At 60.1% G+C, this 22,777-nt stretch carries 22 protein-coding genes; 15 read left to right on the top strand and 7 right to left on the bottom strand.

Translation table 11 applies throughout. The features are described 5' to 3' along the window. Positions 1-59: 59 nt before the first annotated feature. On the bottom strand, positions 60-1,406 hold the full coding sequence (locus tag GH769_RS03410) for an MFS transporter (protein WP_014717284.1): 1,347 nt from the start codon (positions 1,404-1,406) through the stop codon (positions 60-62). Between the two features lie 252 nt (positions 1,407-1,658). On the opposite strand from GH769_RS03410, the gene GH769_RS03405 reads away from it, so the two are divergent. Beyond that, a complete protein-coding gene (locus GH769_RS03405) occupies positions 1,659-2,027 on the top strand; it encodes a YkgJ family cysteine cluster protein (RefSeq protein ID WP_014717283.1) in 369 nt (122 codons plus the stop codon). 139 nt (positions 2,028-2,166) lie between these two features. Then, the gene (locus GH769_RS03400; protein WP_014717282.1) at positions 2,167-4,428 is read left to right on the top strand and encodes a bifunctional diguanylate cyclase/phosphodiesterase; all 2,262 of its coding nucleotides are present in this window, start codon (positions 2,167-2,169) and stop codon (positions 4,426-4,428) included. Between the two features lie 228 nt (positions 4,429-4,656). Here GH769_RS03400 and GH769_RS03395 read toward each other — a convergent pair whose 3' ends face one another. After that, the gene (locus GH769_RS03395) at positions 4,657-4,959 is read right to left on the bottom strand and encodes a DUF2288 domain-containing protein (protein WP_014717281.1); all 303 of its coding nucleotides are present in this window, start codon (positions 4,957-4,959) and stop codon (positions 4,657-4,659) included. A gap of 341 nt (positions 4,960-5,300) precedes the next feature. Between GH769_RS03395 and GH769_RS03390 the strand changes: the two genes are divergently transcribed. The 9 genes from GH769_RS03390 (at position 5,301) to GH769_RS03350 (ending at position 13,007) form a co-directional block, all read left to right on the top strand. Further along, positions 5,301-6,428, top strand: coding sequence for a branched-chain amino acid ABC transporter substrate-binding protein (locus tag GH769_RS03390; RefSeq protein ID WP_032903230.1), 1,128 nt, complete (start codon positions 5,301-5,303; stop codon positions 6,426-6,428). 227 nt (positions 6,429-6,655) lie between these two features. Further along, positions 6,656-7,579, top strand: coding sequence for a high-affinity branched-chain amino acid ABC transporter permease LivH (gene livH, locus GH769_RS03385; protein ID WP_003193535.1), 924 nt, complete (start codon positions 6,656-6,658; stop codon positions 7,577-7,579). Next, on the top strand, positions 7,576-8,829 hold the full coding sequence (locus GH769_RS03380) for a high-affinity branched-chain amino acid ABC transporter permease LivM (RefSeq protein ID WP_014717278.1): 1,254 nt from the start codon (positions 7,576-7,578) through the stop codon (positions 8,827-8,829). The genes livH and GH769_RS03380 overlap by 4 nt, the downstream gene beginning before the upstream one ends. Further along, positions 8,826-9,593, top strand: coding sequence for a high-affinity branched-chain amino acid ABC transporter ATP-binding protein LivG (gene livG / locus GH769_RS03375; RefSeq protein ID WP_003193538.1), 768 nt, complete (start codon positions 8,826-8,828; stop codon positions 9,591-9,593). Before GH769_RS03380 ends, livG begins: the two co-directional genes overlap by 4 nt. 1 nt (position 9,594) lies before the next feature. Continuing rightward, positions 9,595-10,296, top strand: coding sequence for an ABC transporter ATP-binding protein (locus GH769_RS03370; protein WP_003193540.1), 702 nt, complete (start codon positions 9,595-9,597; stop codon positions 10,294-10,296). A gap of 258 nt (positions 10,297-10,554) precedes the next feature. Further along, positions 10,555-10,851, top strand: coding sequence for a DUF2282 domain-containing protein (locus GH769_RS03365; protein WP_014717277.1), 297 nt, complete (start codon positions 10,555-10,557; stop codon positions 10,849-10,851). A gap of 22 nt (positions 10,852-10,873) precedes the next feature. Next, positions 10,874-11,752 carry a DUF692 domain-containing protein gene (locus GH769_RS03360; RefSeq protein ID WP_032903231.1) on the top strand — a complete coding sequence of 293 codons (879 nt, stop codon included), beginning with the start codon at positions 10,874-10,876 and terminating at the stop codon, positions 11,750-11,752. Then, positions 11,749-12,525: a DNA-binding domain-containing protein gene (locus tag GH769_RS03355; protein ID WP_032903232.1), complete on the top strand. Its 777-nt coding sequence runs from the start codon at positions 11,749-11,751 to the stop codon at positions 12,523-12,525. The genes GH769_RS03360 and GH769_RS03355 overlap by 4 nt, the downstream gene beginning before the upstream one ends. Continuing rightward, complete coding sequence (locus tag GH769_RS03350; protein ID WP_032903233.1) at positions 12,522-13,007, top strand: DoxX family protein; 486 nt, start codon at positions 12,522-12,524, stop codon at positions 13,005-13,007. Before GH769_RS03355 ends, GH769_RS03350 begins: the two co-directional genes overlap by 4 nt. Here GH769_RS03350 and GH769_RS03345 read toward each other — a convergent pair. Next, entirely contained in the window at positions 12,998-13,912 is a 915-nt protein-coding gene (locus GH769_RS03345; RefSeq protein ID WP_032903234.1) for a LysR family transcriptional regulator, read from the bottom strand. The two genes, GH769_RS03350 and GH769_RS03345, sit on opposite strands and share 10 nt — an antisense overlap. A gap of 145 nt (positions 13,913-14,057) precedes the next feature. Here GH769_RS03345 and GH769_RS03340 point away from each other — a divergent pair, with 145 nt between their 5' ends. The 3 genes from GH769_RS03340 (at position 14,058) to GH769_RS03330 (ending at position 17,145) form a co-directional block, all read left to right on the top strand. Beyond that, on the top strand, positions 14,058-14,657 hold the full coding sequence (locus GH769_RS03340) for a short chain dehydrogenase (RefSeq protein ID WP_014717272.1): 600 nt from the start codon (positions 14,058-14,060) through the stop codon (positions 14,655-14,657). Positions 14,658-14,753: 96 nt separating this feature from the next. Next, positions 14,754-15,425 (top strand): COG3650 family protein, encoded by a 672-nt coding sequence (locus GH769_RS03335; protein ID WP_014717271.1) that lies wholly within the window; start codon positions 14,754-14,756, stop codon positions 15,423-15,425. Between the two features lie 106 nt (positions 15,426-15,531). Beyond that, entirely contained in the window at positions 15,532-17,145 is a 1,614-nt protein-coding gene (locus tag GH769_RS03330; RefSeq protein WP_014717270.1) for an NAD(P)/FAD-dependent oxidoreductase, read from the top strand. Positions 17,146-17,544: 399 nt separating this feature from the next. On the opposite strand, the gene GH769_RS03325 is transcribed toward GH769_RS03330, so the two are convergent. Next, positions 17,545-18,639 carry a PLP-dependent cysteine synthase family protein gene (locus GH769_RS03325; RefSeq protein ID WP_032903235.1) on the bottom strand — a complete coding sequence of 365 codons (1,095 nt, stop codon included), beginning with the start codon at positions 18,637-18,639 and terminating at the stop codon, positions 17,545-17,547. A gap of 216 nt (positions 18,640-18,855) precedes the next feature. On the opposite strand from GH769_RS03325, the gene nhaA reads away from it, so the two are divergent. Beyond that, positions 18,856-20,040, top strand: a complete 1,185-nt coding sequence (nhaA, locus tag GH769_RS03320) for a Na+/H+ antiporter NhaA (protein ID WP_019817842.1) — start codon at positions 18,856-18,858, stop codon at positions 20,038-20,040. Positions 20,041-20,141: 101 nt separating this feature from the next. Here the strand turns inward: nhaA and GH769_RS03315 are convergent, their stop codons facing one another. From GH769_RS03315 to GH769_RS03305, 3 genes are all read right to left on the bottom strand, one after another. Further along, positions 20,142-20,606, bottom strand: coding sequence for a glycine zipper 2TM domain-containing protein (locus GH769_RS03315; protein ID WP_003189251.1), 465 nt, complete (start codon positions 20,604-20,606; stop codon positions 20,142-20,144). Positions 20,607-20,871: 265 nt separating this feature from the next. Then, entirely contained in the window at positions 20,872-21,519 is a 648-nt protein-coding gene (pdxH, locus tag GH769_RS03310) for a pyridoxamine 5'-phosphate oxidase (protein WP_032903237.1), read from the bottom strand. Between the two features lie 27 nt (positions 21,520-21,546). Then, complete coding sequence (locus GH769_RS03305) at positions 21,547-22,698, bottom strand: OmpA family protein (RefSeq protein ID WP_081036832.1); 1,152 nt, start codon at positions 22,696-22,698, stop codon at positions 21,547-21,549. Positions 22,699-22,777 lie beyond the last annotated feature (79 nt).

The following is a 22,777-nucleotide window of genomic DNA, read 5'->3' as shown; positions in this document are numbered from 1 at the left end:
CGGACGCAGAGCGTCCAGAGCGGCGTTCCCACGCAGAGCATGGGAACGATCACTCGGTCTCACGCCGTTACCGCAGTTGCCGGCACCTCAACCGCACTCAACCCTTCCTTCATCCGCTTGGCATCACGCACAAAACTGCGCGAGGCCTGGAACAGAAAAAGCATGGTCAAGAACAGCGCCACCGGAATCAGGTACATGGCGTCATGCAAGCCCACCGCTTTATAAGCCTCGGTCATCTGCTGCGCCCCGGCCGCATACATCGCCGAATGGGCAAAGTGATCGGACAGCGCCCCAACCACCACCGGCCCCATGCCACCGCCGAGCAAATACAGCCCAGCAAAGAACAGCGCCATCGCCGTCGCGCGCAAACGCGGTTCGACCACGTCCTGGATCGCGGTATACACGCAGGTATAGAAGTTGTAGGCAAACAACCAGCCCACACTGAACAGCGCGACAAATACTCCGATTTCGACGCGCCCGGCATGCAATGCCCAGGCGGTGGTGCCCGTGGAGATGATCAAGCTGAAGGCGGCAAACAACAATCGACCATTGGCGACCCGCTGATGAATCTTGTCGGCAATCCAGCCGCCCAGCGTCAGGCCCACCAAGCCGGTCAGGCCGACAATGACGCCCGTCGCGACGGCCGCGTCCTGCAACGGCATGAGGAAATAGCGTTGCAGCATCGGCACCAGGAATGAGTTGCACGCATAGGTGGCAAAGTTAAAGCAAAGCCCGGCCAGCACCAGCCACAGGAAGGTCGGCACGGCCAGCACGCGGCGGATCGGGCGGTCGACGCGCTCCTGGGAGACCTGCACGGTTTCCGCCGCGCCGCGCTTGGGTTCTTTTATGTAGAACATAAACACCGCCAGGATCAGCCCCGGCACCGCTGCGATAAAGAAGGGCGCGCGCCAGCTGTCGAACGCCTTGACCATCGCACCGATGGTAAAGAACGCCAGCAACAGGCCCAACGGCAGGCCAAGCATGAAAATCCCCATGGCTCGGGCACGGCGGTGGGCGGGAAAGAGGTCGCCAATCAGCGAATTGGCCGCGGGTGCATAGCTGGCTTCGCCGATGCCAATGCCCATGCGCACCAGCAGGAAGGTCCAGAAACTGCCGACCATGCCGTTAACCGCCGTCAGCCCGCTCCAGGCGAACAAGCCCCAGCCCATCAACTTGCTGCGTGAGCCGGTGTCGGCCAGGCGCCCGAGCGGTAGCCCGGCAATGGCGTAGACGATGGTAAAGGCGGTGCCGATGATACCGAGCTGAAAGTCGCTCAAGTGCCATTCCATGCGGATCGGCTCGATGATAATCGCGGGGATGGTGCGATCGAAGAAGTTGAACAGGTTGGCCAGGAACAGCAGGAACAGAATGCGCCAGGCATTCGCCGCTTGGGTCGAGTTCTGCATGGGTCCGTCTCTTTTATTGTTATGAGAGCTGTGATGCCCGATGCATCCTGCCCGGTACCTGCAACATAGTCAGGTAAGGCGGGGTTGTCTGTAATGATTCGTAAAGCTGATAGGGCATGATTTCACCCGACAACACGGGGATTTGTCCCACGAAAATATAAGTGCGTGCCCCCCTTCCCAACGGCCATGGCACGGATAGAATGGCGAGCCTTCCTGTAACACCCCCAACCTACTTTCTTATTGATGACGCCCATGTCCGAAGCCAGTCCGTGTCTGAATTGCGGTGCCTGCTGTTCACACTTTCGCGTGTCCTTCTTTTGGGGTGAGTGCGCCTCGTCCGGGGGCACGGTGCCCGATGACCTGGTGGTGCAGATCAACCCCAGCCGCGTGGCGATGATCGGCACCGACCGCAAACCGGCACGGTGTTGCAGCCTTGAAGGTGAAGTCGGACAGGCCACCAGCTGCTCAATTTATGAGCAGCGCTCCAGCGTGTGTCGCGAGTTCGAGGCGTCCTGGAGCCAGGGCGTGCAAAATGTCGATTGCGACGCCGCCCGTGCCGCATTCGGCCTGGCCCCGTTGGAGGCCCCGCACTTCGAACTCGACCTGCCTATCAGCGCTTAGCACCAAACGCTATGGACGGCATATCAAAATAATTTGAGATCAAAACGCCATTACTCATGGCAAATCTCGAGAGACTTCTATACTCGACCTCATAGGTCATCGCCGCTGGCAGTGACATGGCTCTGTGACGGGATAAGCTATGGAATGGCTGGGGCAGCATTTTTTTACCGACCTTCCAGACAGCGGGCATTTATTGCTCAACTGCAGTCATAACCCGTTTCTGGTGCTGCTGGCGTACCTGGTCGCCTGCGCGGCGGGTTTCGGTACCCTGGACATGGCCGAACGTGTGGGCCATGTCGAAGACCCCACCGCCCGCCGCCATTGGCGCTGGCTGGGTGCCGGTTGCCTGGCAGGCGGCATCTGGTCGACCCACTTCATCAGCATGCTGGCCTTCCAGGCCCCCATCGCCATTCACTACGAACTGATCATGACGTTCGCCTCGCTGCTGATCGCCCTGATCGCCTCGTTGCTTGCCATGCAGACCCTCAGTCATACCCACCTGCGCTTTCATCAGTACCTGGTGGCTTCGGTGTGGATGGGGCTGGGTATCGCGTTGATGCACTACGTGGGCATGTCAGCCATGCGCTCCCAGGCCCAGGTGTACTTCGAAACACGGCTGTTTTTGGCCTCGGTGGCGATTGCCATGGGCGCCAGCCTGGCCGCATTGTTGCTGTCCAGTTACCTGCGCAACGGTGCCGGCGTGTTTCACCAACTGCTCAAATACGCCGCCAGCCTGGTGCTGGGCGCCGGGATTCTGAGCATGCACTTCACCGGCATGGCGGCTATGCAAATGCTGGTGCCCAGTGGCGCGGATCTTTCGTTACCGGCGGATAACAACCCGATTCAACTGGGCCTGTCGGTCGCCATGATCACCTTGCTGGTAATCGGCAGCAGCATCAGCGCAGCCCTGGCCGACAAGAAGTTGCAACACAAGGAGCGTGACCTGCGTCGGGTCAACGCGCTGCTCAGCGAACTCGACCAGGCCCGCGCTTCGCTGCAACAAGTGGCCCACTTCGACGCACTGACCAGCCTGCTTAACCGCCGTGGTTTCAATCAGATCTTTGCGGAAAAAGTCGCGGAAAAAACCCGCAGCCAAGGCATGCTGGCGGTGATCTTCCTTGATATCGACCATTTCAAGCGTATCAACGACAGCCTGGGCCATGACGCGGGCGACCAGTTGCTCACAGTGCTCGCCGGGCATATCAAGGGCTCGATACGCAGCCATGAAGATGTAGTGGCACGCTTTGGCGGCGATGAGTTCTGCATCCTGGTCAATATTCATCACCGCGACGAAGCCCGGCACATGGCCCAGCGCATCATGCAGAAGATGAAAGAGCCCATCGAACTGGCCGGCCGACGCATGGTGATGACCACCAGTATCGGTATCAGCCTGTTCCCCGAGGACGGCCACACCTGCGAAGAGCTGCTGAAAACCGCCGACCTGGCGCTGTACCAATCCAAGGATGCGGGGCGCAATTGTTTGAACTTCTTCAGTTCCAACCTTAAAACCCGTGCCTTTCTTGAGCTGCAACTGGAAGAAGAACTGCGCGCCGCCTTGCGTACGCGCAGCCAGCTGGTGCTGTTTTATCAACCGATCTTTGACATGAAACTGGGCAAGGTCACACGCCTGGAAGCCCTGGTGCGCTGGCAGCACCCCCAACACGGGCTACTGGCCCCGGACCGCTTTATCGGCATCGCCGAGAACAACGGACTGATCGCCGAGCTGGACCACTGGGTATTGCGTCAGGCCTGTCACGACCTTAGCCTGTTGTCTGACCGGGGCTACACCGAGCTGATCATGGCCGTGAATTGCTCGGCGCTGAACCTGGCGCGTGACGAACTGGCCGATGAAATCGAAGACGCCCTGCGCTTCGCCGGCATAGGCACCAACCGCCTGGAACTGGAAGTCACTGAAAACGCGTTGATGGGCAACATCAGCAGTACCTTGGCGCTGTTGCGGCAGATCCGCGCCCTGGGTGTGTCGCTGGCCATCGATGACTTCGGCACCGGCTATTCGTCGCTGGCTTACCTCAAGCGCTTGCCGCTCAACACTTTGAAGATCGACCGCTCGTTTATCCAGGACATCCCCAAGTCCACCGCAGACAGTGAAATTGTCCAGGCGATTATTGGCATGGCCCACACCCTGCACTTGCAGGTGGTCACCGAGGGCGTGGAAACCCAGGCGCAGTTCGAGCTGCTGCTCAAGCATGGCTGCGACTACATCCAGGGCTACCTGCTCAGCCCGGCGGTGCCTTTCGATGACATCATCGGCGTGATGCAGGGCATTGCCATGCGCAATCCGTTATATCTGCCAAGCGTGGAAGGCAACGACGCTGCGCAGCCAAAAGACCCGGCGCCAGGGCGCATCGGCTCGCCTTCTATTGTCAGGCCGATTCGTTGAGACCCGGGCACGGGGAGTGGTGGTGTGATCGTTGCTTCTCTTCACGCCGCGTCATACCCGGAAACAATTGCGCCACTCATTCCTTCTGCCCTCAACTGTTCCCGTGACGCTTACGTCACCCTCGGCTGTGACCTTTCTCTACGGCAAGGTGCCATCACGCGTTGAGCGGTTACTCGGCTACACACTTCACTGCGTGAAAAATACGCACCTTTTTCGTGCGCGCCATTATTACCGCGCCCTTTCCTGGATCAGGATCCACGGCGAGACCACTACCGCCCATAAGCTTGGATCCCGTTCCACCAGGTCCAATGCCCGCGTCGCAGACACCTCGCCAAGGGTGCCTGCAGCCAGCCAGGCGGCGACTTTGTCACGGTTGTCTTCGGCCATTCCTTCGGCGGCCTCGATCAAATCCAGGCCGGCATCGACCCACAATAGGGCACCCTTGGCAAAGAACGGTTCAAGCTCCTTCCAGGAAATTTCGGCGGTTTCACCGAGCAGCTTGGCATAGAGGGTGCTTGGTTCTTGCGTCATGGGAATTCACCTGAGTAAAAAATCGGCGCAATCATAGCCCCGTCGCTCAGGCAGAAAAACCCAGTAGCAAATGAAGTAGCGATTGAAACTGCCAGGAAAGCCACGGAATGCCTTGAAAGCTATCAGCAACCCGGCGCAATTCTGTCTTTTTCTTTCACTTAAGCGACACACCCAGGTTTTGCCCCCAGCTGCCAGCTTTTCAAGCGATCAACCGGCGCTCTACACTGTACCGGTACAGTTGCCAGGGCAATGCCGGGGGGATATCCGCGATATCTGATCCGGTTCTGCAGCTCACAAGGCCGCTAGAACTATAAAAAATACAACAGTAAGAGTGGAGCACTATGAATAAGGCTACTAAGCAGATTTCCAAACTGTTTGCCGCTATGGTCCTGGCTGGGGTTGCCGGCCATTCGTTCGCAGCCGACACCATCAAGATCGGCATCGCCGGCCCCAAGACCGGTCCGGTGACGCAATACGGCGACATGCAATTCATGGGTGCCAAGCAAGCCATCGCAGACATCAACGCCAAGGGCGGCGTAGACGGCAAGATGCTTGAGGCCAAGGAATACGACGACGCTTGCGATCCAAAGCAAGCCGTGGCCGTTGCCAACAAAGTGGTCAATGATGGCGTCAAGTTCGTCGTCGGCCACCTCTGCTCCAGCTCCACTCAACCCGCCTCCGACATCTATGAAGACGAAGGCGTGATCATGATTACCCCGGCTGCCACCAGCCCGGAAATCACCGCCCGTGGCTACAAGCTGATCTTCCGCACCATCGGCCTGGACAGCGCCCAAGGCCCGGCAGCCGGCAACTACATCGCTGACCACGTGAAACCGAAGATCGTTGCCGTACTGCACGACAAGCAGCAGTACGGTGAAGGCATCGCCACCGCCGTTAAACAGACCCTCGAGAAGAAAGGCACCAAGGTTGCCGTCTTCGAAGGCCTGAACGCTGGCGATAAAGACTTCTCCTCGATCATCCAGAAACTCAAGCAAGCCAACGTCGACTTCGTCTACTACGGCGGTTACCACCCTGAGCTGGGCCTGATCCTGCGCCAAGCCAAGGAAAAAGGCCTGAACGCCAAGTTCATGGGCCCAGAGGGCGTGGGTAACGACTCTATCTCGCAAATCGCCCAGGGCGCTTCCGAAGGCCTGCTGGTGACCCTGCCGAAATCCTTCGACACCGACCCTGCCAACAAAGCCATCGTTGAAGAGTTCGCCAAGAACAAGCAGGACCCAACCGGTCCGTTCGTGTTCCCGGCCTACTCGGCGGTTGAGGTCATTGCCGGCGGTATCAAGGCCGCCAAGAGCGAAGACACCGCCAAAGTGGCCGAGGCCATCCATGCCGGTACCTTCAAGACCCCTACGGGCGACCTGAGCTTCGACGCCAAGGGCGACCTGAAGGACTTCAAGTTCGTGGTCTACGAATGGCACTTCGGTAAACCAAAAACCGAAGTTTCCCCTCAGTAAGCCAGGCGTTACTGGTCAACAAGCCCACTGTGCAAGCAGTGGGCTTTGTTTTACGAGGTTTATGGGCCATGTCACCCGCGATCCGGGCGCTGGCTCACCTGAAAATCTTAAAACCGTCACCAGCGGTTCGCTGGCAAACGCTTTGTGCAACCTGGTCACAGAACAGGGCACCGAGCCGGAAATGACTCCACCAGTGAAATGCGTATCGGGTTTTTAGGAGCGCTGTAATGCCTGAGATCTATCATTTTTTCCAACAGCTGGTTAATGGCCTGACCATTGGCAGCACCTATGCCTTGATAGCCATTGGCTACACAATGGTTTACGGCATCATTGGAATGATCAACTTCGCCCATGGCGAGGTGTACATGATTGGTTCCTACGTGGCCTTTATCGCCCTTGCCGGGCTGGCCATGATGGGGATCCATTCCCTGCCGCTGTTGATGACCGCTGCGTTCCTGGCGTCGATCATCGTGACCAGTGCCTATGGCTACAGCATCGAGCGGGTTGCCTACCGTCCCTTGCGTGGCAGCAACCGTTTGATCCCGCTGATTTCTGCCATCGGCATGTCGATTTTCCTGCAGAACACCGTATTGCTGTCCCAGGACTCCAAGGACAAGTCCATTCCCAACCTGATTCCGGGGAGCATCTCCTTCGGCCCGGGTGGCGCACAAGAAGTGCTGATTTCGTACATGCAGATTCTGGTTTTCGTGGTCACCCTGGTGGCCATGCTGGGCCTGACGCTGTTCATCTCTCGCTCCCGTCTGGGCCGCGCCTGCCGGGCCTGCGCCGAAGACATCAAGATGGCCAACCTGCTGGGCATCAACACCAACAACATCATCGCCCTGACCTTCGTCATTGGTGCTGCGCTGGCGGCCGTGGCGGCCGTGTTGCTGAGCATGCAATACGGCGTGATCAACCCCAACGCCGGCTTCCTGGTGGGCCTCAAGGCCTTTACCGCAGCGGTATTGGGCGGCATCGGCAGCATTCCGGGCGCCATGCTCGGCGGGCTGGTGCTGGGTGTGGCCGAAGCCTTTGGCGCCGATATCTTCGGTGACCAGTACAAGGACGTCGTCGCGTTCGGCCTTTTGGTTCTGGTGTTGTTGTTCCGTCCGACCGGCATCCTGGGCCGTCCGGAGGTTGAGAAAGTATGAGCAGATATCTTAAATCGGCGTTTTTCAGCGCCTTGCTGGTATGGGCCGTGGCCTTTCCGGTACTCGGCCTCAAGCTGAGCATTGTCGGCATCAACCTGGAGGTGCACGGCACCGGGCCAGTGACCCTGACCATCATCGCCCTGTGTTCGGTGCTGATGTTCCTGCGTGTACTGTTCACGCAGCAGGTCGGTGCCTTGTTCAAGGGCAACCGTGGCCCGTTGGTGTCGCCCAAGGTCAGCCAATTTCTGACCCTGCCGCGCACCCAGCGCTACATCATCATCGGGTTGATCATCGCGGCGCTGATCTGGCCGTTCTTCGGCTCGCGCGGCGCGGTCGACATTGCCACGCTGATCCTGATCTATGTGTTGCTGGGCCTGGGCCTGAACATCGTAGTGGGCCTGGCCGGCCTGCTCGACCTGGGTTATGTGGGCTTCTACGCCGTGGGTGCCTACACCTACGCGCTGCTCTCGCACTACCTGGGCTGGAGCTTCTGGATCTGCCTGCCACTGGCCGGTATGGCAGCGGCTACGTTCGGCTTCCTGCTGGGCTTCCCGGTGCTGCGCCTGCGCGGTGACTACCTGGCCATCGTGACCCTGGGCTTCGGGGAAATCATTCGCCTGTTCTTGCGTAACCTCACCGATATCACCGGTGGCCCCAACGGTATCAGCAGCATTCCCAAGCCGACGTTCTTCGGGCTGTCGTTCGACCGCACCGCCGCCGAAGGCATGCAGACCTTCCACGAGTACTTCGGGATTGCCTACAACCCGGTGAGCAAAGTGGTGTTCCTGTACCTGGTCGCGCTGTTGCTGGCATTGGCGGCTCTGTTCGTGATCAACCGCCTGCTGCGCATGCCCATCGGGCGCGCCTGGGAAGCGTTGCGCGAAGATGAAATCGCCTGCCGCGCCCTGGGCCTGAACCCGACCATCATCAAGCTATCCGCGTTCACCCTGGGCGCTGCGTTCGCAGGCTTTGCCGGCAGCTTCTTTGCCGCTCGCCAAGGCCTGGTGACGCCGGAATCGTTCACCTTTATCGAGTCGGCGATCATTCTCGCCATCGTGGTATTGGGTGGCATGGGCTCGCAACTGGGCGTGATCCTGGCGGCCATCGTGATGATCCTGCTGCCGGAAATGATGCGTGAGTTCAGCGAATACCGCATGTTGATGTTCGGCGCCATGATGGTGCTGATGATGATCTGGCGCCCTCAAGGCCTGCTGCCCATGCAACGTCCACACATGGAGCTGCGCAAATGAGCCGCGAGATCCTGAAAGTCGAAAACCTGAGCATGCGCTTCGGCGGTTTGCTAGCGGTCAATGGCGTGGCCCTGACCGTCAAAGAGAAACAAGTGGTAGCACTGATCGGCCCCAACGGCGCCGGCAAGACCACGGTGTTCAACTGCCTCACCGGCTTCTACAAGCCGAGCGGCGGCAGCATCCTGCTGGACGGCCAGCCGATCCAGGGCCTGGCCGGTCACGAGATCGCTCGCAAGGGCGTGGTGCGTACCTTCCAGAACGTGCGGTTGTTCAAGGACATGACGGCGGTCGAGAACCTGCTGATCGCCCAACACCGTCATTTGAACACCAACTTCTTTGCGGGCCTGTTCAAGACCCCGGCGTTCCGCAAGAGCGAGCGCGAGGCCATGGAATACGCGGCGTACTGGCTGGACAAGGTCAACCTGACCGAGTTCGCCAATCGCCCGGCAGGCACCCTCGCCTACGGCCAGCAGCGTCGTCTGGAAATCGCCCGTTGCATGATGACCCGCCCGCGCATCCTGATGCTCGACGAACCTGCCGCGGGCCTGAACCCCAAGGAAACCGAAGACCTCAAGGCGCTGATCAGTGTGCTGCGTGAGGAAAACAATGCCACGGTGCTGTTGATCGAACACGACATGAAACTGGTCATGAGCATCTCCGACCACATCGTGGTGATCAACCAGGGCACGCCGCTGGCCAATGGGACGCCGGAGCAGATCCGCGACAATCCCGAAGTGATCAAAGCCTACTTGGGGGAAGCGTAAAATGCTGCAATTCGAAAACGTTTCCACTTTCTACGGCAAAATCCAGGCCCTGCACAGCGTCAACGTCGAAGTACGCCAGGGTGAGATCGTGACCCTGATCGGCGCCAACGGGGCTGGCAAATCGACCTTGCTGATGACCTTGTGCGGTTCGCCGCAAGCCTACAGTGGCAGCATCCGCTACATGGGTGAAGAACTGGTGGGCAAGCACTCCGCCGAGATCATGCGCAAGAGCATTGCGGTGGTGCCGGAGGGCCGTCGGGTGTTTTCGCGCCTGACCGTGGAAGAGAACCTGGCCATGGGTGGGTTCTTTACCGACAAGGGCGATTACCAGGAACAAATGGACAAGGTGCTGCACCTGTTCCCCCGCCTCAAGGAACGCTTCAGCCAGCGCGGCGGCACCATGTCCGGCGGCGAGCAGCAAATGCTCGCCATCGGCCGGGCGCTGATGAGCAAGCCCAAGCTGTTGTTGCTGGACGAGCCTTCCCTGGGCCTGGCACCGATCATCATCCAGCAGATCTTCGACATCATCGAACAACTGCGCAAGGACGGTGTGACGGTGTTTTTGGTGGAGCAGAACGCCAACCAGGCGCTGAAAATCGCTGACCGTGCCTATGTGCTGGAGAATGGCCGGGTGGTGATGCAGGGCACTGGCGAGCAATTGCTGACGGATCCTAAGGTGCGGGAGGCGTACCTCGGCGGCTAAGAAAGAGCAAGTTCTAAATGGGAGCTGGCTTGTGTGGGAGCTGGCTTGCCTGCGATAGCATCACCCCGGTGTATCTGAAGAACCGAGGCGTTTGCATCGCGGGCAAGCCCGACTCCCACATTTTCTTTGTATAAGCCATTAAATAGGTGTTGTTTTGCAGTTTTTTTCGATGGCTTTGTAACGAATTCCCTCCCCCTTTCTCTAGTGGTGCATGCAGGCAATCAAGCCTGCGCATTCAACCACTGCTGGAGACACACCATGACCACCAAACTGTCCGCTGCCACCCTCGTTCTGGCCCTTGGTTCTGCCCTGAGCCTGTCCGCCCTGACCACCACCGCCCACGCGGCCGACGACATGCAGAAATGCTTCGGCGTGGCTGAAGCCGGCAAGAATGACTGCGCCGCGGGCGCCGGCACTTCCTGCGCTGGCACCTCCAAAACCAAAGACCAGGCCAATGCCTGGAAGCTGGTCCCCGCCGGTACGTGCACCCAGACCCCAAGCACCACCTCGCCGACCGGTTTTGGCCAGGAAGCGGCCTTCACCGCCAAATCCTGAACCCCGCGCAGCCTGAGTACTGATGATGACGCCTACAGCCCAACACGCGGTCTCACCGGCTCAGGTGCCCGGCCTTCCCTATCGGGCCGGGCTGGGGCTCAAGACCGAGCACTTCACCGAGGTGCTCGAGACCCGCCCCGACATCGGTTTTTTCGAAGTACACGCCGAAAACTACATGGTGGCCGGCGGCCCGTTTCATCACTACCTGGGGTTGATTCGTGCGCAGTACCCCCTGTCACTGCACGGCGTCGGCCTGTCTATTGGCGGCGAAGGTCCTCTGGACCGCGAGCACCTGGCACGCCTGGCCACGCTGATCGAACGCTACCAACCCCAGTCTTTTTCCGAACACCTGGCCTGGTCCAGCCACGGCCCGGTGTTTCTCAACGACCTGCTGCCCCTGGCCTACGACGCCAGCACTCTGGAGCGGGTATGCGAACACGTGGACCAAGTACAGAGCACGCTCAAGCGCCCGATGCTGCTGGAAAACCCGTCTACTTATCTGCAGTTCCAGCGCTCTACTTTGGACGAAACCGACTTTATCAGCGAGATCGTCCGCCGGACCGGTTGCGGCCTGCTGCTCGACGTCAACAACGTCTACGTGTCGTGCATCAATCATCAGCGCGACCCGCTGGCCTACATCGATGCCCTGCCATTGCACGCGGTGGGTGAGATTCATCTGGCCGGTTTTGCCGAAGACACCGACAGCCTGGGCGACCGCCTACTAATCGACGACCACGGCGCGCCGATCGATAACGCCGTGTGGCAGCTGTACGCACAGGTACTGGCGCGAACCGGAGCGGTGGCGACGCTGATCGAGCGGGATAACCAGGTGCCCGCGTTCAGCGTGCTGCAAACAGAGGCCCGGCAGGCCGAATGGTATTTGTTGCAGGTGGACAGATGAGTATTCAGCAAACATTCGCCGAGGCTTTACTGGCCCCGCAAGCAACCTGCCCCGAGGGCGTGTTCAGCAGCAACGGTGCTGAGCCGACGAGCCGCTTTGCGGTGTATCGAAACAATGTCCATAGCGCGTTGATCCATGCTTTGGCGGCCGCCTACCCGGTGGCGCGGCAACTGGTCGGCGATGAATTTTTCCACGCCATGGCCGGCCTGTATGCCCAGGCTCATCCGCCCCCCAGCCCGTTGATCAGTGAGTACGGCAGCACGTTCTCTGACTTTATCCAAGGCTTCGAACCGGCCTCGAGCGTGCCCTACCTGGCCGATGTCGCCCGGCTGGAACGCTTGAGGGTTCGCGCTTATCACGCGGCGGATTGCCAGGTTCTGGATCAGCACAGCGTACTTCGGCAACTGCAAGGCTGCGCGCAACTGGGGCAACTGCGTGTACGACTGCATCCGTCACTTGCCACGCTGGAATCTTCCTACGCGGTGGTATCGGTCTGGGCGGCTCATCAGGTCGACGGAGCTATCGCCACTTTGCACCCTTGGTATGCCCAAGGCGCGCTGGTCTTGCGCCAAGGCTTAGCGGTCAAGGTGTTCGCCATCGACCGCGGGTCTGTGACCTTTATCAACCGCCTCAACCAAGGCGCCGGGCTGGAAATGGCCATCGCTGATGCCCTGGAAGCCTCCACCGAATTCGATTTGCACCAATGTCTCACGCTGTTGATCAGCCACGACGCCATCACTCATTTGCATCTGCAACCCGAGGTATTGCCATGAACATTCCCGCTCCTTGCCTGGTAAAGCGAACCGTCGCACTGTTTGAAAAAATCCCCTACAGCCTGATCGCCTTTATCGCGCGCTTCTCCATTGCGGCGGTGTTCTGGAAGTCTGGCCAGACCAAGGTCGAAGGCTTTGCCATTGACCTGATCAGCGGCACCTTCCAATGGGGTGAGCCCAAACTTGCCGCCTCGACCCTGTTTTTATTTCGCAGCGAATACCAATTGCCTCTGCTGTCGCCCGAGGTGGCCGCGCACTTGGCAACCTTTGCCGAGCACTTTTTTCCGGTATTGATCCTGCTGGGGTTCGCCACGCGCTTTTCGGCCCTGGCCTTGATCGGCATAACCCTGACCATCCAACTGTTCGTCTACCCCGACGCCTATCCCACTCATGGCACCTGGCTTGCGCTGTTATTGCTGTTGCTTGCCAAAGGCCCAGGTTGGCTGTCCATCGACCACCTGATTGCCCGTCGTTATCGCTGAAGTCGATCCAGTGCCTCGCCGCTGCGCTTGAACCAGTCCACCAGGTAGTCGGCCAACACTTGGGTACGCCGTGGCAGGCCGCCTTGGTAGGGATGCACCAGGTACATCGGCATGCTGCGCGTCTGATAGTCGCGCAGCAGCCAGCGCAATCGGCCATCAGCCAGCTCCGTGGGTAAAACGTAGGACGGCAGGCGAGCAATACCGGCGCCGACCAAGGCGGCTTTTTTCAGCAGGTTGTAGTGGTTGGAGGCGAAGGTACCGCTCACCTTTACCCGCAGCAATTCGTGTTGCTGGTGGTACAACCATTCCTCGCGACCACTGTAATGACTGTTGAGCAAACAGCTGTGCGCCGCCAGGTCTGCCGGGGTCTGCGGCTCGCCATGCTGTTCCAGATAGGCCGGGCTGGCGCAGGTCATCTCATGCCAGGCCAGTAAAGGCCTGGCTACCAGGCGTTCATTTTCGAGGGCGCCCGAGCGAACGCCCACGTCAAAGCCATCGCGCGCCAGGTCCCGGTAGCTGTTGTTAAGCTCCAGCTCGATCTGCACCTGCGGGTATTGCTTGGAAAATTCCAGCAACAAGCCATCGAAAAAGGTTTCACCCAACGACACCGGGACAGTCATACGTACAGGGCCGGCCAAATCATCTTTGAGCCGCGCCAAGGCCTGGCGCGCGCGTTCCACCTGCACCACCAATGCTTGTGCCTGGGGCAGCAACGCCGCGCCGGCAGCAGTAAGGCTCAGCTTGCGCGTGGTGCGGTGCAGCAAAACCACGGCAAACTGCGCTTCCAACTGGCTGATGCGCTTGGACAACTGCCCTTTGCTGCAGCCCAATTGTGAGGCCGCCACAGTGAAACTGCCGGCTTCGATCAGCACGGCGAACGCCGCCAAGTCATCCATTTCGCTCATGGACTGTTTCCATTTGAAAACCAAAGGTTGCCTATTAGCGCGTTTATCCAGCTAAAAAGCCACACTAGACTGAATGCAAATCCCAACCCCTGCAGGAGCGAGCAAGCTCGCTCCTGCAGGGAATCAGCCCCAGAGGAACAGCACGATGAAAATCCTATTGATTGGTGCCAGCGGCACCATCGGTTCAGCCGTCAAGGCAGAGTTGGCCCAGCGCCACGAAGTGATCAGCATCGGCCGCACCAGCGGTGACTTCCAGGTGGATATCAGCGATAGCAACTCGATCCGTAAGCTGTTCGAGCAGACCGGCAAGTTCGACGCGCTGATCTGCGCGGCAGGCAGCGTCAACTTCGTGCCCCTGGCAGACATGAACGACAGCGATTTCGAACTGGGCCTGCGTGACAAACTGATGGGCCAGGTCAACCTGCTGTTGATCGGCCGTGAATACGCCAACGACGGTGCTTCGTTCACGTTCACCAGCGGTATTCTGAACCGTGACCCGATCCGCACCGGCGCTTCGGCGGCCTTGGTCAACGGTGCATTGGACGCCTTCGTCAAAGCGGCGGCCATTGAGTTGCCACGCGGCCTGCGCATCAACTCGGTCAGCCCGACGGTGTTGCTGGAAGCCATGGGCAGCTATGCTCCCTATTTCCGTGGCTACAAACCTGCCCCGGCCGCCGATGTGGCACTGGCTTACGCCAAAAGCGTCGAGGGCCTGCAAACCGGTCAGACCTTTATCGTAGGTTGAGGGTGAGATCCGTAAGAAACGCCTGAAGCTGGCAAGCGGGCTTGTGATGCACGGCCAGCCTGCGTAACGTGGCGGCACTTGCCTGGAGACCCGATAATGCGCGCCGCCCGTACCCTCGCCCTGTTTGCCTTGCTTCCTGTGTTCGCCGCCTGCCAATTGTTCGAAAGCGAGCCGGCCAAGCCATCGACTGTCGGGCTGACCCGTATGCAGGGTGAGTTGACGGCGGTGGACGGCAAACTGCTGTTCCAGCCCTGTGGCGACCAGCGTAGCTACGTGGTCAACGATACCGGCGGCACCAGCGTCCTGCAGGAAGCCGCCTCGCTGGCTGGCCAGCAGGGCATACTGTTTGCCGACCTGCGTGGCAAGTTTTCCGGGGTCGCCAGCGGCACCCAGGGTTCAGTGGACCTGCAACAGCTGTATCGCGTCGAACGCTCGACCTCAGCGTGCTCTGACCCGGATTTCAAGCGCATGATCCTGCGGGCCAACGGCCATAAACCCGCCTGGGCGATGAACGTCACGGCCAAGGGCATGGTGCTGGAGCGCGAAGGCCAGCCACCTTTGGCAGTGCCGTACGTCGAGGAACAACTGGGCGACGGCCGCTTCAACCTGATGACCGAAGCCAATAACCAGCACATCGAACTATGGGTGGCGCCCCAGCGCTGCGTCGACAGTGTGAGCGGCAGCCTGCAGCACATGAGCGCCGAGCTGCGCGTGAACGGCCAGGTGCAGCGTGGTTGCGCGGCGTTCGGCGGCTCGCGGGACGACTGATTAGCCCCTGTGCTGTTTTAACCTGACGGAAACTTGCCATTGGGGCTTATAATCGCCGGTTTGCAAAACAGCCGGCCTTCTTGCCCGCCGCCTACCGGATCCTGTCATGTTACGAATCACCGAACTCAAGCTGCCCATCGACCATCCCGAAGAAGACCTGCGCACGGCCATCGTGCAGCGCCTGGGCATCGCCAGTGATGACCTGCTCGATTTCACCCTGTTCAAGCGCAGCTACGATGCGCGTAAAAAGACCTCCGAGCTGTGCTTCATCTACACCGTCGACCTGAACGTGACGGGTGAAGCCGCGCTGCTGCTCAAGTTTGCCGACGACCGCAACGTCAACCCGGCACCGGATGTCAGCTACAAGGTGGTGGGTCAGGCGCCGGAAGGCCTGGCTGAGCGGCCGATCGTGGTAGGTTTTGGTCCCTGCGGGATTTTCGCCGGCCTGCTGCTGGCACAGATGGGTTTCAAGCCGATCATCCTCGAGCGCGGCAAGGAAGTGCGCCAACGCACCAAGGACACCTGGGGCCTGTGGCGCAAAAGCGTGCTCAACCCAGAGTCCAACGTGCAATTTGGTGAAGGCGGCGCCGGTACCTTCTCTGACGGCAAGCTGTACAGCCAGATCAAGGACCCGAAATTCCACGGTCGCAAAGTACTGCACGAGTTCGTCAAGGCCGGTGCGCCGGAAGAAATCCTCTACGTCAGCAAGCCGCACATCGGCACCTTCCGCCTGACCGGCGTGGTAGAAAACATGCGCGAGCAGATCATCGCCCTGGGCGGTGAAGTGCGCTTCGAACAACGGGTCACCGACGTGTTGATCGAAGACGGCCAGTTGAACGGCGTGGTCATCGACGGCGGCGAGCAGATCCTCTCCAAGCATGTGATTCTTGCCCTGGGCCACAGCGCCCGTGACACCTTCCGCATGCTCCACGACCGTGGCGTGTACATGGAGGCCAAGCCATTCTCGGTGGGTTTCCGTATCGAGCACCCGCAGTCGCTGATCGACGCCGCACGCTTGGGCAAATACGCTGGCCACCCCAAGCTGGGCGCAGCGGACTACAAACTGGTGCACCACGCCAAGAATGGACGTTCGGTCTACAGCTTCTGCATGTGCCCGGGCGGCACCGTCGTGGCTGCGACCTCGGAACCCCATCGCGTCGTGACCAACGGCATGAGCCAATACTCGCGTAACGAGCGCAATGCCAACTCCGGCATCGTGGTAGGCATTACCCCCGAGGTGGATTACCCAGGCGGCCCGCTGGCCGGTATCGAGTTGCAGGAACGCCTGGAGTCCCACGCCTACATCCTCGGCGGTAGTAACTACGAGGCCCCCGCGCAACTGGTGGGCGACTTCATCGCTGGCAAACCCTCCACGGCGCTGGGCAGCGTGGAGCCGTCCTACAAACCCGGCGTGTCGTTGGGTGACCTGGCGCTGGCCTTGCCGGACTTCGCCATCGAAGCCATCCGCGAAGCCTTGCCAGCGTTCGAGAAACAGATCAAAGGCTACTCGCTGCACGATGCGGTGCTGACCGGCATCGAGACCCGCACCTCGTCCCCACTGCGCATTACCCGCAACGAGTCGATGCAGAGCCTGAACGTCAAAGGCTTGTTCCCGGCCGGAGAGGGCGCGGGGTATGCCGGCGGGATTCTGTCGGCGGGTGTCGACGGGATTCGGATCGCCGAGGCGTTGGCGCGGGATATGCTCGGCATCGAGGCCTGAAGCACGCTGACGGCCAGCATAAATCCCGTGTGGGAGCTGGCTTGCCTGCGAAAACGGTGGTTCAGTTAAAGATGCAGCGACTGACACGCTGCCTTCGCGAGCAAGCCCGCTCCCACAGGGGATCTGTGCCGGGCGTTGATCCTGGGGGCAATACACGACCACTGTGGGAGCTGGCTTGCCTGCGATAGCGGTGGTGCAGTTAAAAATTCAGTGACTGACACTCCGCTTTCGCGGGCAAGCCCGCTCCCACAGGGGATCTGTGCCGGGCGTTGATCCTGGGGGCAATACACGACCAGTGTGGGAGCTGGCTTGCCTGCGATAGCGGTGGTGCAGTTAAAAATTCAGTGACTGACACTCCGCTTTCGCGGGCAAGCCCGCACACAGTTGGATAGTGGGGTGTCAAATATTAGCGCGCAGGATGTTAGCGGGTAGCGCCTCACCGCGTTCGACACTCGCCACAACCGCCGCGATCAACCCTTCCAGCTCATAGCCCTGCCCCGCCAGCCACGCTTGATCGTAATAGGTCGTGGCATAGCGCTCACCGCCATCGCACAAGATCGCAACGATCGACCCCGACTCCCCCGCCGCTTTCATCTGTTGCGCCGCCATCAGCGCACCGATCAGGTTGGTCCCGCTGGACCCGCCAACCCGTCGCCCCAAACGCTCAGCCAGGTAATGCATGGCCGCCAGGGACACTGCATCCGGCACTTTGACCATGGCGTCAATCACCGCCGGCAGAAACGATGCCTCCACCCGCGGGCGACCAATCCCTTCAATCCGCGAGCCACAGTCCAGGCGCAGGCTGGCGTCACCACTCTGGTAGAAATCGAAAAACACCGAGCGTTCGGCATCGGCACACAGCACCCGGGTGCAATGCTGGCGATAACGCACATAACGGCCCAGGGTCGCGGTGGTGCCGCCGGTGCCAGGGCTGGAAATCAACCAACTCGGCTCCGGGTGCTGTTCAAAGCGCATCTGCTGGAAGATCGATTCGGCGATGTTGTTGTTCGCCCGCCAGTCGGTGGCACGCTCGGCGTAGGTGAACTGGTCCATGAAGTGCCCCCCGCTTTCCTGGGCCAGGCGTTCGGATTCGGCGTAGATCTGCGTCGGGTCCTGGACCAGATGGCTCTTGCCACCGTAGAAGGCAATCTGGGCGATCTTCTCTTGGGACGTGGTCGCGGGCATGACGGCAATAAACGGCAAGCCGAGCAAGCGCGCGAAGTAGGCTTCCGAGATCGCCGTAGAGCCGCTGGACGCTTCAATAACGGGGGCGCCCGGCTTGAGCCAGCCATTGCACAGCGCATACAGGAACAGCGAGCGCGCCAGCCGGTGTTTCAGGCTGCCGGTGGGGTGGCTGGACTCATCCTTGAAGTACAACTCGATGCCTGGCAAACCCGGTAATGGCAGCGGGATCAGGTGGGTATCGGCGCTCCGCTGGAAGTCCGCTTCAATGATACGAATGGCTTCGCGGGCCCAGGTACGGTGGTCGCTCATGGTGGGTTCTCTAAAGGTTTTCAGGGGTGATCTTAGGATGTTTCCCACGCTTCACACAGATACAGTGACGACGCAATTGGACACACAATTGCTAGTCTTTAGCCCACCGATGCCCCGGCCCATCCCTTATAACAAATAAGAATATAACTTTTGTTTTAACAACTAACGGTACGGGTTAGGGTACCCACCTATTGAACCTGGATTGGAGAGCATCCCTTGCCTCTGCGTAGCACTTTCACCCGTTTCTTCCAGCTGGAAGCCGCCAGTGGTCTGTTGTTGATCGCCGCTGCCGCTTTGGCGCTGATTATCAACAACTCACCGTTGTCGCACCTGTACAACGCCTTTCTCGACACGCCGGTGGTGGCTCAGGTTGGCGCGTTGAAAATCGCCAAGCCGGCGCTGCTTTGGATCAACGATGGCCTGATGGCCCTGTTCTTCCTGTTGATCGGCCTGGAGGTCAAGCGTGAGCTGCTCGATGGGCACCTGTCCAAGCCTTCGCAAGTGGTGTTGCCTGGCGCAGCGGCCATCGGCGGCATGGTGGTGCCGGCGCTGATCTACTGGGCGCTGAACAAGGACAACCCGGCCGCCCTCGCTGGCTGGGCGATCCCCATGGCCACCGACATTGCCTTCGCTCTGGGCGTGCTGGCCCTGCTGGGCAAGCGCGTACCGGTGTCACTGAAACTGTTCCTGATGACCCTGGCGATCATTGATGACCTTGGCGCCATCATCGTCATTGCCTTGTTCTATTCCGCTGACTTGTCCACGGCATCCCTAGCGGGCGCGGGGGCGTGCTTGATTGCGCTGATTGCGATGAACCGCCTGGGCGTGATCAAACTGGGGCCGTATATGATCATCGGCCTGATCCTGTGGGTGTGCGTGCTCAAGAGCGGTGTGCATGCGACCTTGGCGGGTGTAACCCTGGCGTTCTGCATTCCACTGCGCACCAAAAATGCCGAAACCTCACCGCTGCTGAGCCTGGAACACGCCCTGCACCCGTGGGTGGCCTACGCCATCCTGCCGCTGTTCGCGTTTGCCAATGCCGGGGTCTCTCTGACAGGTGTCAGCCTGGAGAGCTTCACCCACTCCGTGCCCATGGGCATCGCCGCCGGTCTCTTGATCGGCAAGACCGTCGGTGTGTTCGGCCTCACCTGGCTGGCGATCAAAACCGGCATCGCCTCACTGCCCAGCGGCGCCAACTGGGGTCAGGTAATGGGCGTGGCGATTCTGTGCGGGATCGGCTTCACCATGAGCCTGTTTGTCGGCTCCCTGGCGTTTGTGCCAGGCGCCAGTGAGTTTGCCGGTGAAGATCGCATGGGGATTCTGACCGGGTCGATCCTGGCGGCCTTTATCGGGTATGCGGTGACGGCGATGGCAAGTCGCAAGAAAGCCGTCGTTGCATGATTGAAGTCAGTCAGTTGTAGGAGCGAGCTTGCTCGCTCCTACAAACAAAACCCCCAACCGGTCACCCGGTTGGGGGTTTTTCTTCGCCTGAAGCTTAAGGCTTAGCGAGTAACGCGGCTGGTACCGTCGACGGTCATGATGCGTACGCGGTCGCCAATGCGGAAGATTTCATTTTCCTGCACGGCTTGTACGTAAGCACGCATGCTGCCGTCGTCTTCGCGCACGGTGATTTCCACGCCCTGGGTACGGGTCAGGCCTTCTTCAGTGGCCGAGCCCAGCAGGCCGCCCGCAACTGCGCCGATCACAGCAGTAACGATGCTGCCACGGCCGCCACCAATGGCACTGCCGCCAACGCCGCCGATGACTGCACCCGCGGCGCCGCCGATTGGGGTTTTGGTGCCTTCGATTTTCACCGGACGCAGGGATTCGATGGTGCCCATGCGAACGGTCTGTACACGACGCGCCTCATCACGAGAGTACGAGTCGCCGGTCAGACTCGAGGCGCAGCCACCCAGCAGCAACGACAGGGTGGTAAAGCAGGCAACTAGTAAAACGGACTTACGCATAGCATCAACTCCAAAGGACAGGTATTCATTAAACGCTGTGGCTTGGCGCGTGTCACGGCGCACCAGGCAGAAACTTGCTTTCATTCAGCCTGAGTACAGACTGCCAGCACCAGAGAACTCGACGAACGGTAACCAAGCCAGGGTACGGAACGATGCCATAACCGGCTCGATCAGTGTAGCCGCACAGCCGAAAGCGTCCGAAGTCTCTTGAACAGAGACTTCGACGCCACGGTGTTGATTCAGGTGGGATGACGAAAGGTGACGCTCAGGGCGCCAGGCGCTCGCGGCACCATTGGCCGTCTTGCAAACGGTAGTTGAGGCGATCATGCAGGCGGCTGGCCCGGCCTTGCCAGAACTCGATGCGCTCGGGCAGTAAACGGTACCCTCCCCAATGCTCGGGGCAATCGGGCTGGGTATCGCTGAAACGCTCTTCAGTGGCCTTGAGCAGCGCCTGCAGCTCTTCGCGATCACGAATGACCTTGCTCTGCGGAGAGGCCCAGGCGCCCAGGCGGCTGCCCAATGGGCGCACCTGATAATAAGCATCCGACTCTTCAGGCGTGACCTTGGCCACGCGCCCTTCAATGCGTACCTGGCGCTCCAGGGTTGGCCAGAAGAAGGTCATGGCCGCAAACGGCCGCGCCGCGAGTTGCTCACCCTTGGCGCTCTGATAGTTGGTGAAGAAGGTAAAGCCCTGTGCATCCAGGCCCTTGAGCAGCAGGATGCGGCAGTGCGGGCGACCGTCCTGATCCACCGTCGCCAGCGTCATGGCATTGGCCTCCACTGGCGGCTGTTCGGTTTTCACCGCATCACCAAACCATTGGTGGAACAACGCAAACGGCTCGTCCGGGGCCTGGGCCTCGCTCAAACCGTCCCGTGTGTAGTCACGGCGCATATCGGCCAGTGCCTGGGTCATGCGGCTTTATCCTTGTGGTTCAACAGCTCAGTTTTTCGCCTGGTCGTTCGAAGCGGGTGCCGCCTTGGCTTTTGCAGTAGCCGGCTTCTTGGCAGCCGGCTTGGCCGCAGCCTTTTTAGCCGCTGGCTTGGCCGCCGCTTTCTTGGCCGTGGCCTTTTTGGCAGGCGCTTTTGCCGCCGGTGCTGGTGCAGGCACATTCTGCACCGCGACCATTTCGGCTACGGGCGGGGTCTTGCCGGAGTTGTACTTGCTCAACAGTGCCAACATCGTTGTACGCTGAGTGAACATGATTTCCATGCGACGGTTCAGCGCACGCCCCTGATTGCTGTCGTTGGCGGCACGCGGCATAAGGTCGCCCATGCCACGCAACATCAAGCGATCCTGTTTCAGACCACTCAGGCTGAAAATCGAGGCGATGGACTGCGCACGCTCCTTGCTCAACGCCTGGCTGGCGGGAGCACTGCCAGTGGCATCAACGTGGCCCAGCACCAGTACGGCGGTCTTCGGGTCAGCTTCAACAGCCTTGGCCACCCGCGTGAACGGGCCCAGGGTCACCGGCAGTAACATGGCCGGGCGCTTCGGGTTGTAGGAACCGTCTACCGGAGCAATCACTACCAGGGTGTTGTCACGGCGCTCCAGTTGCAGGTTGCTGTCCTTGATGGCCGCACGCAGGCGTGGTTCGTATTCGTCCAGCCAGGCTTGGGTGATCTTCGGGTCAGGCATTTGTACATTGGTCACATCGACCTTGGCCAATGGCTTTGGCTTGCTTTCGAACGGCCACCACCAGCGCGGCTCGCTGTCGGTCTTGGCGACGACAGGTGCGGCGTCCGAGGCTGGGGTTGCCGCCTTGAGGTCGGCTTTCAGGTCGGCCTTGGCGTCGGCGGCTTTGTCTTCGGCACTCTTGGTGGAAAACGGCCACCAGCTGTAACCGGTGTCGGCTTTGGCAGCCGGGGCAGCGGCAGCAGCGCTGACAGGCTCAACAGGCTTGGCACCGGCGGCCGGCTTGGCGTCGGGTTTGGCATCCGGCTTGGTGTCGGTCTGGGCCACTGGATCCTTGGTTGCAGCTTTGTCAGATCCAAATGACCACCAATGCCCACCTTCGGCATCATTTTGTGGAGTTTGTGCACAACCCGTAATAGTGAGGCACAGCGCCAGTGCCAAAGACTTGTTCGATAACATGAGATATCCACAAAATGAGAAAAAACCAGGGGGGTCGCGGGACCCGTTAAACAGACGCTAAAAGAACATTCAAGTTACA

Source organism: Pseudomonas sp. CFSAN084952 (assembly GCF_009648855.1).
GTDB lineage: Bacteria > Pseudomonadota > Gammaproteobacteria > Pseudomonadales > Pseudomonadaceae > Aquipseudomonas > Aquipseudomonas paracarnis.
This window is presented reverse-complemented; position numbering and strand designations above follow the sequence as displayed.

Bases quoted from the DNA above. Each gene is read 5' to 3' on its own strand.
- GH769_RS03340 (WP_014717272.1), top strand. From the start codon at position 14,058: ATGAAAATCCTATTGATTGGTGCCAGCGGCACCATCGGTTCAGCCGTC.
- GH769_RS03360 (WP_032903231.1), top strand. From the start codon at position 10,874: ATGATGACGCCTACAGCCCAACACGCGGTCTCACCGGCTCAGGTGCCC.
- GH769_RS03330 (WP_014717270.1), top strand. From the start codon at position 15,532: ATGTTACGAATCACCGAACTCAAGCTGCCCATCGACCATCCCGAAGAA.
- GH769_RS03380 (WP_014717278.1), top strand. From the start codon at position 7,576: ATGAGCAGATATCTTAAATCGGCGTTTTTCAGCGCCTTGCTGGTATGG.
- livG (WP_003193538.1), top strand. From the start codon at position 8,826: ATGAGCCGCGAGATCCTGAAAGTCGAAAACCTGAGCATGCGCTTCGGC.
- GH769_RS03345 (WP_032903234.1), bottom strand. From the start codon at position 13,912: ATGAGCGAAATGGATGACTTGGCGGCGTTCGCCGTGCTGATCGAAGCC.
- GH769_RS03390 (WP_032903230.1), top strand. From the start codon at position 5,301: ATGAATAAGGCTACTAAGCAGATTTCCAAACTGTTTGCCGCTATGGTC.
- GH769_RS03315 (WP_003189251.1), bottom strand. From the start codon at position 20,606: ATGCGTAAGTCCGTTTTACTAGTTGCCTGCTTTACCACCCTGTCGTTG.
- GH769_RS03365 (WP_014717277.1), top strand. From the start codon at position 10,555: ATGACCACCAAACTGTCCGCTGCCACCCTCGTTCTGGCCCTTGGTTCT.
- GH769_RS03370 (WP_003193540.1), top strand. From the start codon at position 9,595: ATGCTGCAATTCGAAAACGTTTCCACTTTCTACGGCAAAATCCAGGCC.
- GH769_RS03305 (WP_081036832.1), bottom strand. From the start codon at position 22,698: ATGTTATCGAACAAGTCTTTGGCACTGGCGCTGTGCCTCACTATTACG.
- livH (WP_003193535.1), top strand. From the start codon at position 6,656: ATGCCTGAGATCTATCATTTTTTCCAACAGCTGGTTAATGGCCTGACC.
- GH769_RS03350 (WP_032903233.1), top strand. From the start codon at position 12,522: ATGAACATTCCCGCTCCTTGCCTGGTAAAGCGAACCGTCGCACTGTTT.
- GH769_RS03395 (WP_014717281.1), bottom strand. From the start codon at position 4,959: ATGACGCAAGAACCAAGCACCCTCTATGCCAAGCTGCTCGGTGAAACC.
- GH769_RS03410 (WP_014717284.1), bottom strand. From the start codon at position 1,406: ATGCAGAACTCGACCCAAGCGGCGAATGCCTGGCGCATTCTGTTCCTG.
- GH769_RS03400 (WP_014717282.1), top strand. From the start codon at position 2,167: ATGGAATGGCTGGGGCAGCATTTTTTTACCGACCTTCCAGACAGCGGG.
- pdxH (WP_032903237.1), bottom strand. From the start codon at position 21,519: ATGACCCAGGCACTGGCCGATATGCGCCGTGACTACACACGGGACGGT.
- GH769_RS03335 (WP_014717271.1), top strand. From the start codon at position 14,754: ATGCGCGCCGCCCGTACCCTCGCCCTGTTTGCCTTGCTTCCTGTGTTC.
- GH769_RS03325 (WP_032903235.1), bottom strand. From the start codon at position 18,639: ATGAGCGACCACCGTACCTGGGCCCGCGAAGCCATTCGTATCATTGAA.
- GH769_RS03405 (WP_014717283.1), top strand. From the start codon at position 1,659: ATGTCCGAAGCCAGTCCGTGTCTGAATTGCGGTGCCTGCTGTTCACAC.
- GH769_RS03355 (WP_032903232.1), top strand. From the start codon at position 11,749: ATGAGTATTCAGCAAACATTCGCCGAGGCTTTACTGGCCCCGCAAGCA.